This window comes from Sediminispirochaeta smaragdinae DSM 11293 (genome assembly GCF_000143985.1).
Classification (GTDB): Bacteria; Spirochaetota; Spirochaetia; order DSM-16054; family Sediminispirochaetaceae; genus Sediminispirochaeta; species Sediminispirochaeta smaragdinae.
In genome coordinates this window covers 264,924-280,070 of the sequence record NC_014364.1, presented here as the reverse complement: position 1 = coordinate 280,070, position 15,147 = coordinate 264,924, and the positions used below count along the sequence as shown (strand labels likewise).

Sequence of the window (15,147 nt, the reverse complement as noted above, 5' to 3'; positions counted from 1 at the left end):
AGATCAACGGGCAAAGGCGCTGTTCACACCATATTTTTATGATAAACTAGCGAAATGGGAGAAAAATGCAAGATCCCGGGAGGATTGGGAATCGGGACCTGGCAATTCGGAGATGATCCTTACTGGCCCGGCCAGCAGAGGAAAGAAAGTCTGAAGGCAATAGATGCGGCCCTGCGGGCAGGCATCATTCATTTCGACACGGCGCAGGTGTACGGGAACGGCAGAGCCGAGCAATTGATCGGCCAACGTCTGAGAAAAAGGAACGACGAGCTTTTTCTGGCGACAAAGCTTTTTCCCTGTCCCCCTTCATCGGTGGAAAAGCGAATAGCATTGAGCCGGAGACGACTGTTTCGTGAGAGCATCGATCTGCTCTACATCCACTGGCCTAAAGAGGGAGAGGATCCGAGGCCGATGATGGAGGCTCTTGAAAGTGAACGTCGCAAAGGCAGTATTGCAGGAATCGGTCTAAGCAATTTCACTGTGGAGCAGGCGGATAAGGTTCTGACGGTGGGAAAGATCGATGCCTGCCAGATAGGCCACTCCCTTCTTTGGCGCCACGCCGAAGGGGGCATCATTCCGTGGTGCAGAGAGCACAACATCCCGGTTATAGCCTATGCCCCCCTTGCCCAGGGACTCCTTGCAGGATCCTTTGAAAAGATTCACAGCAACAAAGATGACAGGCGAAACAAGCTGCTTCCGATGGATCCTATCCTTTCCGGGGCCCTGAGCCGTTTTCTCGAATCCTTCGAACATGAGGCCGACAACATAGGAGTTCCACCCGCCGGGCTCGCCCTGGCCTGGAGTCTATCGCGGCCCTTTCTCCAGGCCGTCGTCGTCGGTGCCAGAAACAGAAAGCAGGTAGAGGAGGCCGCAGCCGCCCGATCCTTCATGCTGCCCCCGCAAACCGAGGCAAATTTGGAAACAATCTCTCTGCGTTTTAGAAAAGCATGCGAAGAGCTTGCGGATTTTTCGGCACAGGACAACATCTTCGGCCATGGGAGGAAGCATGCTTGAACCCAAAGAAGCTGCCGAGGCCGAAATTGAGATCAAGAAAAGCCGTTTCATCGCCCTGGCACAGCGGGTCTCCGGTGCCGAGGAGGTCCGTCGGCGCATCAAAGAGACAAGGGAGCTTCATCCAGGAGCAAATCATGTCGTCCATGCCTTTGTCACCTCAGGAGGTGATATCTTCGGTATGAGTGACGACCGGGAACCAAAAGGAACTGCGGGCAGGCCCGTACTTGAGGTGGTCAGAGGCAGCGGTATCGACAACCTTCTGGTAATGGTCGTTCGTTACTTTGGAGGCACAAAATTGGGAACCGGAGGGTTGGTAAAGGCCTACACCGAAGCGGCTCAGGCGGTGCTCAAGGTCCTACCGACACGGCCTTTGATTGAAAGCATCAGTTTCAGAGTAGTTCTTTCCTACGATCAATATGAGCCAATAAAAAAAGAGCTTGGACCATTGCTCCTGGAGCCACCGAAAGAGACCTTTATGGAGCAGGTTATCATCACGGGCAAGATCGCCAGCAAGGATGCCGATTGGGCTGCGGGGGTGGTCAGCGAGATCAGTGCAGGCAGATCAACCCTTGAAATTCTCGACAAGGACAGCAGCGGTTCAGCTTAGCCGCCTATGATGGGGACGGGGGGAAGAGCCCTGAGAAAGGAACAGATATCGATATAATAATCAAGAAGCGAATCGTAGCCCTCGGGACAGGTGCTCCCAACAGGCAATTGAAGATGGACCTGCCAATGATCCAAACCAAGGGTACCGAGGAAATTCCACACTCCCACATCAGGAACTTCCATTCGGTCCAGGGACCAGCGTCGAATTGGATCGCAGGAAGAAAGAGATGGGCCATCCATACTGATGGTGTTGACTAATCCGTCGTTCTCCCGCCATGAGGCATCCGTTCCTTCCCATAAGGAATCCTTTCCGCTTTCCGGGATGCAAGAGCCGATGGATCGAGCCGTACTACGAAGAGGAAGCAGCATACCCGGTGCCGGTATCCATCGATCACGCTTTTCATCATATTGGGTCCGACTAGTGGCAAGCGAAAAGTAATAGATACCAGGAAGGGCCGGAGTCTCCCTGTTTATTTCCGCCGCACCCTTTGGTGTAAGATCGTAAAAGCCAAAATCCTTTGTTCCCAACCATGCATCGTCCTTGATTACCCGCTCAAGAAAGGCGGAAAGGGTCTCTCCCGGTTCCGTTGCCCCCTTCCAATGCTCCAACTGCATATCAAAAACAGGATCATCCTGTTTATCACTCTGTAAGACAAGTAAAGAGGCAAAGAGCTTTATCATCCTCCCGGGATCGTGGTAACGGTAGGTCAGAGTTGTTCCGTCGTGAGGGGTGGAGATGGTAAAAACCGAAGCGATCCACTCCCGGTCGCCGAGCAGGTGTGCCAATACACGGGCGGTTTGTCCTCCCATGCTGTGGCAGATCAGATGGACCTTGCGGGGGCTACCGCTATTCGGATCGAACTCACCCCACTGGGGGAAAACCCCCGGATAATTCCTGCCCCATCGATTATGGCCGGCGGCGGCGGAATGGGCAGCACCATAGTCCACCCTTCCCCCCTTTATGAAGGAATATAACTCACATGCCCGATCATGGAGGCTCGATACAGGGCCAATGGGGGCTACGTATACCGTATATCCCGCCTTTCGGAGCTCTTCGGCCAGGTCTATGGTTCCGCCCCAATGGTGGAAGCCGGAAAAAGGAAGCTCAACGTACCCCATGAAGCCGTACACAAGGACAATGGGGAAGTTGTTTCGTATAGGACGCCCGCTTGCTCTCATTTCCATATTCTCTTATCCTCATCACCATATAGCATAGGAGAATGATATGTCGACAATCAATCTCACCGTGTTTTTGGGAAATCCGGGCAAAATGTATGCAAAAACAAGGCACAATCTCGCCTGGATGGCAGCAGAAGCGATTCCTAGTATCGTAGATCTTCGCTTTCAAAAGAAATTTCACGGAAGGTGGGCCGACATAAAAACGGGTACATATCGGGAAGTCCTCCTTTTTCCCGAAACCTATATGAACAAAAGCGGAGATTCGGTATCGTCAGCCTGCTCCTTTTTTAAGATCGACCCCAAAAAAGAGGGGAGCAACCTTTTGGTCGTGCACGATGAGATAGAGCTTCCCTTTGGAACGATCGAACTAAAACGCGGCGGCGGAACGGCAGGGCACAACGGCCTCCGCTCGATTAACCAGCAGACGGGCAGCTCCGATTTTCTCAGGCTCAGGTTGGGGGTCGGCCGACCGCCACGAGGCACTGTATCATCATGGGTTCTCTCCCGTTTTTCCGAAGACGAAGAGCTGTTACTGCCGAAATACCTTAAGAGGACGGCTCCTTTCCTGGAGAAACTCTTCACCGAAGGGCATGCAAGCATATCGGCTTTTAAAGAACAATTATTGTAGAATATCGTTGCCTCATTAAGCATTCCCCTGCATAATGTGTTCACCATAATGAAATAGGGGACAATAAAATGAACAAAAGAACCCTTGTCATCAATCCGGGTAGTTCGACAACAAAATTCGCCGTGTATGAAGGAACGAAAACACTGTTTTCCCGCTCTATGGAGCACACGGCTGAAGAACTCGCTCCTTTTGAAGCCATCACCGATCAGTTTGAATTTCGTACAAATCTGATTCTGTCGGTCCTTCGTGAGGAAGGGATCGATCCGGCCGGGTTCGATGCGGTCATCGGTCGGGGAGGCCTTCTCAAACCGATCCGCGGCGGGGTCTGGGCTGTCAACGAGCTTATGTTGCGGGATTTACAAATCGGAGTTTCAGGCCAGCATGCATGCAATCTCGGAGGAATCATGGCCTTTGAAATGGCGAAAAAATCGAAAGCCCCCGCTTTCATAGCAGATCCCGTGGTGGTAGACGAAATGTGTGATGAAGCACGTATTTCCGGTCACCCAGAGTTCCCCCGCCGGTCCATCTTTCATGCACTTAACCAGAAAGCAACAGCAAGGAGAGCCGCCGGCGAAATGGGAAAAAAATACGAGGAATGCCGTCTCATTGTGGCCCATATAGGAGGAGGAATTTCCGTCGGCAGCCATGTAGAGGGTCGGGTTATCGACGTAAACAACGCTCTCAACGGTGAAGGCCCCTTCTCCACCGAACGCTCAGGGGGGCTTCCGGTAGGGCAGCTGGTGGATCTCTGTTTTTCGGGAACAAAAACCAAACAGGAAATTCAAAAAATGATCAAGGGCGGCGGCGGTTTTCAGGCCTACCTGGGAACATCCAATGGGAAAGAGGTAGCAAACAGAGCGGCCGCCGGAGATGCCAAGGCGAATTTGCTTTTTCGAACCCTTGCCTACCAGGTTGCTAAAGAGATCGGAGCTCATGCAACGGTATTGGAAGGACGGATCGACGGAATCGTTCTCACAGGAGGGCTTGCCAACGACAAATGGCTTATGGAAATACTTCATAAAAGAATCAGTTTTCTCGGACGAATATTCATCTATCCGGGCGAAGATGAATTGGAGGCGTTGAGAGATGCGGGACTGAGAGCCTTGACAGGAGAAAGCGAAGTTCAACAATATCAATGACATGAAGATAACCATTCTCACTACCGGCGGGACCATCGACAAAACCTATGATGAACACGCCGGTAGCCTGCGAAACGAACGGACGGTATTGGACACCATCCTGAAATCACTTAGACTTCCGGATCTTTTCATTCGTCATGTGGCCGTTATGAGTAAGGATTCTCTGGAGATGGTGGATGCCGACCGCGAATTAATCCTCAGGGAGGTTCGCGCCGCCCTCCCGGTCTCCGATGCAATCATCATCGTTCACGGGACCGATACCCTGTCGAAAACCGGAGAGTGTATTTACCAAAACATCCAGGATTCCACCATCCCCATTATCCTGACCGGTGCCATGCGGCCCTATGAATTTCGGGATTCCGATGCTCTCCAGAACATTACCGAAGCCCTTTTTGCCGCTAAGGTTGCGAGTCCTGGTATTTATGCAGTTATGCACAACAGACTTCTTCCGTTTCCCGGAGTGGTAAAGGATCGTACGAGCCTCACCTTTCGAACCCAGGAGGAAATCGAGAAAATCTCGACGAACGAGACAAAGGCATAAAGCTATTCAAAAAGGAAACCTCCGTGTTGTATTCACACACTAAATCGGATATGCTTCATAAAAGGGGTTCATGATGGCATCGATGCTTGTTGAAGCGGAAATCTGGACGGTTGCACGAACCGATCAGGGAAACGCGGTTCTTGTCCGTCCCCTCGGAAGTGAAGTAGCCGTTCCGATTTTTATAGGGCAATTGGAAACTCAATCTATTCTCATCGGCCTGGGAAACGTTCCTATGCCGAGACCATTGACACATGATTTATTCATTACTCTTCTAAAAAGTCTTTCGGTTGAAATAGATCGGGTTGAGATCACAAACCTCAACGAGGGAACCTTCTTTGCCCAACTCCTTCTGAAAAAGGAAGAAGAGGAAGAAATAACGTTGGATGTGAGGCCTTCCGATGCATTGGGTATCGCCGTTCGGACAAAGTGTCCCATCTTCATTAGCGAAGCGGTTGTAGACGAGGCTGGTATTCCCATTACATCGATTACCGAACAGGCCACTGAAGGCGGGGAAACAGCAGGAACGGAAAATGAACGCGAGTCCCTCGAAAATGAGTTGAAACTTGCCGTAGAAAGTGAAAATTATGAAGAAGCTGCCCGCCTGCGAGATCTTCTGAAAGAACTGGACAACGAGCAGAACCGGAACAGCTAACCGTCCGAAGGAAGGAGCAGTTCCCATGAGTGTAGAAAAGTACAGGAAAGGTATGCCCATCTCGGTAAAGGCCCGTGAGCAATTTCGAATCGCGGACCTTTTCCCGGAACAAAAGGAAGGAAGAAGGGAAAAAGAGCCTGGAACCACCTATGCAGAAGCCCAGGAGATAGCTCAGCTACTCAACCGGAAGAATAAGGCCGATCGATATCCCGAGCATCGAGTCTCCACTGCTTCCGTCTTCGCCTTGGGACTCATCAGGACCTTCCAGTACATTATCATAAAGCTTTACTCGGAAAAAAACGGAGGAGAGGTTTCTCTCCAGCTGCTGAAACATCTTGCACAAAGCCCCGGGAGAAAGGAAACCGAATCGACCCTTTCTTCTTTCGAAACGGAATTCTTCAAACCCTCGCACTCGGCAAGGACCGAAGAAGAACAGATTGAAGAGTTACTACTCCTCTGGCTGACAAATCAAAACAGAGCCGCCCGTTTTATGCGCGGCCTTTTCAGCGACAGGGATCTCGAACGCCACACCTCCTATCAAGAGGTCATTGCCAGTTGTTACCTCTTTTTTAGTAAACTACAGGGCTTCGGTCCCGGAAATCTTCATCTCATGGACATGCTCAGAAGCCCAGCCATAAACTATCCGGATAATCTGCTTGCCCAGCTGGAATACATCCGAGATCATTGGGGTCCTCTTCTCGGCTCCTTTCTCGAGCTTCTCCTCCGAGGAATCGACTACCTAAAAGAAGAACAACGACCTTTTTTCCCGCCGGGACCAGGGCCAAGCCGTATCCCCATCTTCAGAAAGGGAAGCGAAGAATATGAGCGCTTTTCAAGTGATAGTCACTGGATGCCGGAAGTGGTTCTGATCGCAAAAAGTACGCTTGTGTGGCTTAACCAGCTCTCTCGGTTCTACCACCGTGAAATTCACAGGCTGGACCAGATTCCCGATCAGGAGCTCGATGTTCTGGCAGAGCGAGGATTCACCGCTCTTTGGCTCATTGGGCTATGGGAACGAAGCGATGCAAGTCGGAAAATAAAACAGTGGAGCGGGAACCAGGAAGCGGCCGCATCGGCCTACAGTCTGAAACGATACGAAATTGCCGAGGAGCTGGGAGGATGGGAAGCCCTGGATAATCTGCGGGAGCGATGCAGACAAAGAGGGATTCGCTTGGCCAGCGACATGGTTCCGAACCATACGGGGCTCGATTCCGACTGGCTCTTCGAACATCCCGAGTGGTTCATCCAATGCAGTGCCCCTCCTTTTCCGGGCTATACCTACAGCGGAGAAAGCGTCGTGGACCACCCCGATATCGAGGTGCACCTCGAGGACCATTACTGGGATAGAAGCGATGCCGCTGTAACCTTCCAGTATGTTGATCGACGCTCTGGAAGCTGTCGCTATATCTATCATGGTAACGACGGAACAAGCATGCCGTGGAACGATACCGCACAGCTCGATTATCTCAATCCCCATGTCAGGGAGGTGGTGATTCAGACCATCCTGCATGTGGCTCGCAACTTTCCCATCATCAGGTTTGACGCCGCTATGACCCTTGCAAAGAAGCACATTCAACGGCTCTGGTACCCTCAACCGGGGCACGGCGGCGATATTCCAAGCCGCAGCCGGTTCGGAATCGATGAGACGGAATTTCACGAACGGATTCCCGAGGAATTTTGGAGAGAGGTAGTGGACAGGGTTGCGGCCGAGGTGCCGGATACTCTTCTCCTTGCCGAGGCCTTTTGGATGATGGAGGGCTACTTCGTTCGAACCCTCGGTATGCATAGAGTCTATAACAGCGCATTCATGAACATGCTCAAAAATGAAGAAAACGCAAAGTATCGACAAACCATAAAAAACACCCTTGAGTACGATCCGGAAATTCTCAAGCGTTTTGTCAATTTCATGAATAATCCGGACGAAGATACCGCCTACGCTCAGTTCGGCGACGGCGACAAGTATTTCGGCGTCTGTACCATGATGACCGCTATGCCGGGCCTGCCCATGTTCGGGCACGGACAGATCGAAGGGTTTCGTGAAAAATACGGCATGGAATTTCGGAAAGCATATCTCAGCGAAGAACCGGACAGAATGCTTATCGAACGCCACGAGCGGGAGATTTTTCCCCTCACCAGAATTCGCAGCCTCTTTGCCGAAGTAGAGCACTTCAATTTTTACGATTTCCACGAAACAGAGGGGCGGGTCAATGAAAATGTTTTTGTCTGGTCGAATAAAAAGGGAGAAGAACGCGCAATTGTCGCATACAACAACTGTTATCAATCAAGCACTGGGAGCTTTTCGGAATCGGTCCCGGTTAACCGTCGTCGAGAAAACGGAAGGAGAGAGCTGGTAACAGGCTTTCTTGCCGCAAATCTCGACTTTACAAGCGATGACAACTGGTTTCTCATCTTTCAGGAGCAGCGATCGGGACTCTGGTTCATCAGAGAAAATAAAAATCTCTTCGGTGAGGGATTCGGCCTGATTCTCGCAGGATATCAGAGCCAGCTCTTCTTAAACTTTCGGGAAGTGTACGATAGCTTAGGTATATACCGTTATCTTTGCGAAAAGCTGGGTGGAAGCGGAACAAAGGATATAGAACGAATGGAGAAAGAGCTACGCGCGGCACCGGTAAGAGAGCCTTTCCGACGCCTTCTTTCAAAAGAGCGCATTGCACAGGTTGAAGACTCCTTTCGAAGCGGAGACTCCAGCCTGCTTACGCTTCTTGACGATACGATCGAAGACTACCGCGCTTTCCTGGCAGGATGCAGACAGGTCGGGTATGGAGACGCTATCACTGCGGCAGAGGAAGAATATAGGGATCAGATGATCAGGCTTGATCTTCTGCTTGCCTGTAAGACCGAAGAGGAGCCGTCCCTGCCATCAGGGGCTGAGGGATACCTACTGCGGGGGCTTTCCATTGCACCGGAAGCAGCCGTTGTACTCTATGCAAAGGCGCTTTTAACCCCTCTTTGGCGCCTTTTAGACAGCAAGGCGGAAAAGGCCGGAACCTTTGCACTCTGCGATGCGGCCGAGGCAATTGAGGAGCTACTTCTTCCCGAGCTCTTCGATGAAGCACTGCTGGCGGTAGGAGTTGCCGAGCCGTTCCTGCCAGAGCTCAGGCTCCTTATTTCCCTGTTGCCGCGATTGGAAAACTGGACAAGGCTCACGCTGCAAGGTTCCCCTGCGGAGCGACTCAAACAGATACTATCGATACCGGAAGTGGCCCGGTACTGCGGCATTAACGAATACGAAGGAATCCGCTGGTACGGGGGGGAGAGCCTCCAACAGCTTTTCTGGTATCTTGCCGTTCTGGCAATGCCCGACGACAGAGCCTTGGGATATGAGATAGTACGCCGCTGGCATGTGGCGGAAGAAGAAGCCGACTACCGCCTTGATCAGCTTTTTGAGCTGCTGGAAAATCAGGCCTCGTAGATTTTACGGGCAATAGGCATCCTGCGCCCCGTGCCGAAAGCCCGGGGGCTTATCTTCAAAACAGGCGGGGCCTGCCGTCGTTTGTACTCATTTTTTCCCACAAGGGAGAGAATTTGTCCCACCTGTTCGCGGTCGAATCCCGCCCGGGCAATCTCATCTGCGCTCTCATTCTTCAACAAGTAGTGGAATAGGATTCCGTCGAGTACCTCATAAGGAGGGAGGGAATCCTCGTCCTTCTGATCCTCCCGCAGTTCTGCAGAGGGAGGCTTGCTGATGATTGCCTGGGGAATGATTTCATTACCGCCCCTTTCTATCGACCTCTCGTTGATGTGCTTACAGAGGGCAAAGACCTCCACCTTGAAAAGATCGCCTATGACCGAAAGGCCGCCACACATATCGCCGTACAATGTGCAGTAACCGGTGGCAAGTTCCGATTTGTTGCCGGTGGTCAAAAGGAGCGAGCCCCATTTGTTGGAGTAGGCCATCATCAGGAGTCCGCGAATTCTCGCCTGCACATTCTCCTCTGCGACATCCGGCTGCCGCCCGGCAAAATGGGGCGTAAGAGAATCAAGAGAAGATACAAACATAGGCTCGATAGGAATGGTCTCCAGGGAAATGCCGAGATTATCGGCCAGTTTCCGGGCATCGCTTAGGCTGCCTTCGCTCGAATAACGGCTGGGCATGGCAAAAACCCTTACCTGCTCCCGCCCCAGAGCCTCCACCGCAAGGGTTGCGACCAAGGCTGAATCTATCCCGCCGGAAAGGCCCAAATGCACCCGGGAGAAACCGCATTTTTCTACGTAGTCCCGAATTCCAAGAACCAGAGCACGACGAACCGCTTCCATCCCCTCCTCCGGCAGAGCAAGTGAAGAGGAAATCGAGGAATCGGGATCGATAAAGCTGAGATCTTCCTCCCAGGATGGAGAAATATGGCAAAGCCTGCCGTCCGGTGAAACAAGCATGGAAGCACCGTCGAAAATCAGATTATCATTTCCCCCTACCATATTTACATAGACAACAGGGACATCTCCCATGCTCCCGATCCGGGATAAAAGTCGATACCGGACCCCAAGCTTTCCATTGTAGTAGGGGCTTGCCGAAGGAGAGATAATCATGTCGGCACCGGCATCAAGGAGTTCGGCTACGGGATCAACAGGATACCTGGTACCGGCGGCTTCCTCGGTTTCCCACCAAATATCCTCACAAATAGCAAAACCGATCTTACGTCCCATGAAGGGAAAAACCTTTCGCGTGGAGGCCGGTTCAAAATAGCGGGCCTCATCAAAAACATCGTAGGTCGGGAGCAGACTCTTTGCCTGGCTAAAGAGAACCTCTCCGTCGCGGATCACCGATACACAATTGCGCAAGCCCTTTCCCGCCTCGTTGTTTACCGAAACATAACCGACAGCGACAGCGATCCCCTTGGGCAAATCACGTTGAAGGATGCGGAGAGAGTGGATATTTTCCCGGGAAAAACTGGCATAGTCCAGCAGATCCATCGGAGGATATCCGCAAAGGCTCAATTCCGGGGTAATCAGCAAATCGCTCCCCTGACCGGCCGCCTTTTCGGCGTAGTCCAAGATCTTTTTCCGATTACCGGAAAAATCCCCAATCACCGCATTCATCTGTCCAAGAGCTATCTTCATCTCATGCGCCTCCTCTCGTGGCTCAGCAATCATGGATTAGGGTACCACAAGGTCTCTTTCTGTTTCAACGTTCCGGACTGGGGATCGGCACCAACTTGACCCGGCCGACAACGAACGGCTACTATAGAAGCATGGGTAAGCGGGTGCTCATCACCGGGAAAACAACAAAGCTGGGAAATCTTCTCGTCGAACACTATCTTTCACAAGGATGGCAGGTCGTTGCGACGGTCAAGCAGGATGAAGAAAAGCGGAATGATACGGAGATCGATTCGAACCTCCTCATCAGGACCTGGAACCGCAGAAGTCCTCTGGCCGCAAAAAATGTTTTACTTGGCGGCATCAATCACTTTGGAGGCATAGATGAGGCAATCATCATCTTCCCTGTGGACGGAGAAAACAGGCCGCTTCATGAACTTCCATCGGCCGCAATAGAAGCCGCCATCGACGGGCAAATTAAAAGCCAGCTTTTTATGGTAAAGGAGGTGCTCGCCTATTTTCAAAAAGAAAAAAGAGGGCAGCTCTCACTTATCAGGAATAACGAAGGCGCAGATGTTTTACCACCCCTGGAAGCTATCTGTTCAGGCAGTTTTCAGGCCCTTTCAAGAAGCCTTTTTACCTTTTACCAAAATGAAAAGGTATACATAAATAGCTTTGAATCATCAACAGGAGATGCAAAGGGATTTGTCGATTTCATCATGAAGACCCTGGACGAGAAGGCAAGAGATCAGCATGGGAAAATGTATAGATTCCATGACAAGGGTGTCTTGGGAGCTCTCGGCAGGAATTTGCGGAAATAGCTTCATGATTGACCTATAAGCAACGCTTGAGGTAATCTCTTCACATGAAAATCTGGTTAAAATATTTATTTGCAATTATCCTCGGTACGGCGGCGGCTCTTTTTCTTCCTGAACCATTTCTTGCCGTTCTGAGTTCTTTTCTGCCGAAGGCCATAGCGATCATTACGAGAATAGGGACCTATCTCTCTTTGCCCCTGCTTTTTTTCGGGATGGCCTACGCCGTATATAAACTTCAGTACGAACGAAGGTTTTTTCCTGTTCTACTGAAGACCCTCTTGGTTATTGTCGCCTCTGGCTTGCTGCTCACCCTTGTCGGAGTGGCTACGGTACTCCTTTTCAGCCCCGACCGTATTCCGGTTATCATCGAAAGCGAAAAGGCCTTCTCCCTTCCCGGCGCCATGGAGCTCCTGGAAGCAGCCTTTCCACCCAATCTTTTTTCGATTTTCGGCGGAGAAAGCCCTTATTTGCTCTCTTTCATCGTATTAGGTCTGTTGCTCGGTTTTGGTTTTACCTTCGACCGGGTCCTGACACGACCGGCAGTACAGTTATTCGACAGCCTTTCCCGTATTTTCTTTCACCTTGCGCGGCTTTTTGTTGAGCTTCTTAGCATCGGTATGCTTTTCTTTGCAGCCGGGTATACCATCACCATTGTTTCGACCCCAGAGTTGGCCCTCTTCTCTCAACTTTTCCTGCTTCTGACCGTTGACACCATCATTGTTCTTTTGGGAATTTACCCTTTGCTACTCTTCCTGCTGACCAGAGAACGTAATCCCTACCGCCTTCTCTACGGATTGACCGCACCGATGCTGGCCGCCTTCCTATCCGGCAGCGATCGTTTTTCCTATATCAATCTGGCAAACCACGTCAAGGCCAATCTTGGCATTCCCCGTCCGGTAGGGGCTGTCACCCTCCCCCTTTTCACGCTTCTGGGGAAAGCAGGAACCGCGATGGTTTCCTCCGTCAGCTTTATCGTGCTCCTCAGCTCCTATTCGAGCCTCGGCATAGAGTTTTCAGAAGTCGTTTGGATCATTTTCTTCAGCTTCGGTGCCTCTTTTCTGGCTGCATCGGCCCCTCAGGCCGGGGTATTAACCGTCATTGCCATGATGTGCACCCATTACGGGAAGGGGATAGAAGAGGCATATCTTATCCTACTTCCGGCACTCCCCATACTCATGAGCTTTTCCGCTCTTATCGACACCGTCACGGCCGGGCTTGGAACCGTCGTTGTTGCAAAGGGAGAATCGGGAACGAAAGAAGTGCCGTTGAAAGATTTTATTTAAGCACCGGTAATCTCAGATCGGTAATCAGAAACGATAACCGACCCGAAGAGCAATTTTCAGGCGATCGTAAAAGGGGAGGTCCTCACCATCCCAGAAACGGTGAAGGGGGAGGTAACTTTTCAGATTGAAAAGCAGGGGATGCGTATCGTGGAGTATGACAGTCCAGTGCCAGCCAACTCCGGGTAGAAAGAATTTTCCGCTGTCGTACAAGTCGGAAACGAGAGAAGAGCTCTCGTCCTCATTCTCCCAGACCACAATAGGGACGGGAAGATCAAAAGAGAGAGAAAGCTCAGGTCCGGTCACAAAGCTCTTACGCTTTATCATATCGAATCGAAACGATGAATCGATAATGATCTCGACAGCGGTAATATCACGCTGTTCGAGCTCTGCGGGAATCGCCGCTTCCTCGGATTCATCGTAAAGATACCACGCCTTGTAAAGGGTCAGAGCAGGGACAAATGAAAAAGGGCCATTCCCCAGTCGCAGGGGCAGTCCGATCGTCAGGCTTGGATAGATAGGAGAGGGAGCTCCCGCATCGCTTCGACTATTTCCGGTCCAAATACCCCCGCCGAAAAGTTCGACCCCTTCCATATGGGGAGAAGCCGAAATCGACGACACGGCAACTGTGCAAAGAATAGAAAAAAGCGCAAGAAAATGAAACGTGGACCTCATGATATCAAAAGTATAACACGAGGCCCTCTGATTTGCTCAATAAGAGCGGGCATAGACTGCAATTTTATCGGCAGGCTTTCCACAACGGGGACAGACAGCCCCTTTCAGCTCCGGCTGTTCAAAGGGGATAAGCCTAATGGTAGCCTTTGTCTCCTCTTTGATCGCAGCTTCGCACTCGGCATCTCCACACCAGGGCATTCGAATAAAGCCGCCCTCACCGTCGAAGATCGCCTTAAAGCGATCGTAGCTATCGACATCGTAGGTATGAGTCTCTCTATTTTCAAGGGCCCTCTGGAAAAGAGTTGTCTGTATCGATTCTAACAATTCCCCTACTCTCGCGGGTACAGCCTCGATATCGACAATCTCCTTCTCACCGTTATCACGGCGAACAAGTACGGCCTTGCCGTTTTCCATATCTCTCGGACCAAGCTCTATCCGGACGGGACAACCCAACATCTCCCATTCGGCGAATTTCCATCCGGGGCTGTTGGAATCATCGGCATCAAGCTTAACCCGGAACTCATCCTTCATGCGATCGTAGAGTTTGCGAGCATACCCCACAACCTCTTCTTTATTTTTGTTACGGAAAATCGGAATAATAACCGCTTCGACAGGGGACAGTTTAGGAGGAACGACAAGCCCCTTGTCATCGGAATGGGTCATGATCAAGGCACCGACCAAGCGTGTGGAAACTCCCCAACTGGTTGCCCACACATACTCAAGACTACCCGTATCGTTCTGAAAGGTAACGTCAAAGGCCTTTGCAAAATTTTGCCCGAGGAAGTGACTGGTTCCTGCCTGTAAGGCCTTGTGGTCCTGCATCATCGCTTCGATGGCATAGGTGTCGATGGCTCCGGCAAACTTCTCGCTGGGGCTTTTCACACCGGTCAGAACCGGGATGGCCATCCACTTTTCGGCAAACTCCTTGTAGACGTTCAACATCCTGAGCGTCTCTTCCCGTGCTTCCTTTTCGGTAGCATGAGCGGTATGCCCCTCCTGCCAGAGGAATTCGGAGGTCCTGAGAAAAAGCCGTGTTCGCTTTTCCCATCGCAGGACATTAGCCCATTGATTAATCAAAAGCGGAAGATCCCTGTAGGACTGGATCCACTTTTTATACATGCTCCAGATAATCGTCTCGGAAGTAGGACGAATGACCAGCGGCTCTTCAAGCTCCTCTCCCCCGGCATGGGTCACTACCGCCAGTTCCGGGCTAAAGCCCTCGACATGTTCTGCTTCCTTCTTAATGAAGCTTTCGGGAATGAGCAACGGGAAATAGGCATTCGTATGCCCGGTTGCCTTAAACATATCATCAAGGTTTCGCTGGATAGCTTCCCATAAGGCATAGCCATGCGGCCGGATAACCATGGAACCCTTTACCGGGGAGTAGTCGGCAAGTTTTGCATTGAGAATGATATCCACATACCACTGTGAATAGTTTTCGCTTCTTGGGGTGATTTTCTCGGCCATTGAAACCTCTTTTCCTATGATCAGATCAAAATTGACTTGCGAAGGATATTGTACAGACAGAAAAAGAGCGGGTCAAGAAGACCCGCTCCATGA

The 15,147-nt window shown here is 51.2% G+C and carries 13 protein-coding genes; 9 read left to right on the top strand and 4 right to left on the bottom strand.

Annotated features, from left to right (window positions below):
• Positions 1–54: 54 nt before the first annotated feature.
• Together SPIRS_RS01380 and SPIRS_RS01375 are read left to right on the top strand one after the other, a co-directional pair.
• Positions 55–1,014: an aldo/keto reductase gene (locus tag SPIRS_RS01380; RefSeq protein ID WP_013252893.1), complete on the top strand. Its 960-nt coding sequence runs from the start codon at positions 55–57 to the stop codon at positions 1,012–1,014.
• On the top strand, positions 1,007–1,621 hold the full coding sequence (locus tag SPIRS_RS01375; RefSeq protein WP_013252892.1) for an IMPACT family protein: 615 nt from the start codon (positions 1,007–1,009) through the stop codon (positions 1,619–1,621). Before SPIRS_RS01380 ends, SPIRS_RS01375 begins: the two co-directional genes overlap by 8 nt.
• Here the strand turns inward: SPIRS_RS01375 and SPIRS_RS01370 are convergent.
• Positions 1,618–2,805, bottom strand: coding sequence for an esterase/lipase family protein (locus tag SPIRS_RS01370; RefSeq protein ID WP_013252891.1), 1,188 nt, complete (start codon positions 2,803–2,805; stop codon positions 1,618–1,620). The genes SPIRS_RS01375 and SPIRS_RS01370 overlap by 4 nt on opposite strands.
• Positions 2,806–2,845: 40 nt before the next feature.
• Here SPIRS_RS01370 and pth point away from each other — a divergent pair, with 40 nt between their 5' ends.
• From pth to SPIRS_RS01345, 5 genes are all read left to right on the top strand, one after another.
• Positions 2,846–3,427 (top strand): aminoacyl-tRNA hydrolase, encoded by a 582-nt coding sequence (gene pth / locus SPIRS_RS01365; RefSeq protein ID WP_013252890.1) that lies wholly within the window; start codon positions 2,846–2,848, stop codon positions 3,425–3,427.
• Positions 3,428–3,495: 68 nt separating this feature from the next.
• On the top strand, positions 3,496–4,566 hold the full coding sequence (buk, locus tag SPIRS_RS01360; RefSeq protein WP_013252889.1) for a butyrate kinase: 1,071 nt from the start codon (positions 3,496–3,498) through the stop codon (positions 4,564–4,566).
• A 1-nt stretch (position 4,567) separates the two neighbouring features.
• Positions 4,568–5,107, top strand: coding sequence for an asparaginase domain-containing protein (locus SPIRS_RS01355; protein WP_013252888.1), 540 nt, complete (start codon positions 4,568–4,570; stop codon positions 5,105–5,107).
• Positions 5,108–5,177: 70 nt separating this feature from the next.
• Positions 5,178–5,759, top strand: a complete 582-nt coding sequence (locus tag SPIRS_RS01350) for a bifunctional nuclease family protein (RefSeq protein ID WP_013252887.1) — start codon at positions 5,178–5,180, stop codon at positions 5,757–5,759.
• A gap of 25 nt (positions 5,760–5,784) precedes the next feature.
• Entirely contained in the window at positions 5,785–9,192 is a 3,408-nt protein-coding gene (locus SPIRS_RS01345; RefSeq protein ID WP_013252886.1) for an alpha-amylase family glycosyl hydrolase, read from the top strand.
• Here the strand turns inward: SPIRS_RS01345 and SPIRS_RS01340 are convergent.
• Positions 9,180–10,838 (bottom strand): NAD+ synthase, encoded by a 1,659-nt coding sequence (locus tag SPIRS_RS01340; RefSeq protein ID WP_013252885.1) that lies wholly within the window; start codon positions 10,836–10,838, stop codon positions 9,180–9,182. The genes SPIRS_RS01345 and SPIRS_RS01340 overlap by 13 nt on opposite strands.
• Positions 10,839–10,855: 17 nt before the next feature.
• Between SPIRS_RS01340 and SPIRS_RS01335 the strand changes: the two genes are divergently transcribed.
• Together SPIRS_RS01335 and SPIRS_RS01330 are read left to right on the top strand one after the other, a co-directional pair.
• The gene (locus tag SPIRS_RS01335; RefSeq protein WP_245537662.1) at positions 10,856–11,635 is read left to right on the top strand and encodes an SDR family NAD(P)-dependent oxidoreductase; all 780 of its coding nucleotides are present in this window, start codon (positions 10,856–10,858) and stop codon (positions 11,633–11,635) included.
• Between the two features lie 44 nt (positions 11,636–11,679).
• Positions 11,680–12,915 carry a dicarboxylate/amino acid:cation symporter gene (locus tag SPIRS_RS01330; RefSeq protein WP_013252883.1) on the top strand — a complete coding sequence of 412 codons (1,236 nt, stop codon included), beginning with the start codon at positions 11,680–11,682 and terminating at the stop codon, positions 12,913–12,915.
• A gap of 24 nt (positions 12,916–12,939) precedes the next feature.
• Here SPIRS_RS01330 and SPIRS_RS01325 read toward each other — a convergent pair whose 3' ends face one another.
• The gene (locus SPIRS_RS01325; RefSeq protein WP_013252882.1) at positions 12,940–13,587 is read right to left on the bottom strand and encodes a hypothetical protein; all 648 of its coding nucleotides are present in this window, start codon (positions 13,585–13,587) and stop codon (positions 12,940–12,942) included.
• 36 nt (positions 13,588–13,623) lie between these two features.
• A complete protein-coding gene (proS, locus tag SPIRS_RS01320; RefSeq protein WP_013252881.1) occupies positions 13,624–15,054 on the bottom strand; it encodes a proline--tRNA ligase in 1,431 nt (476 codons plus the stop codon).
• Positions 15,055–15,147 lie beyond the last annotated feature (93 nt).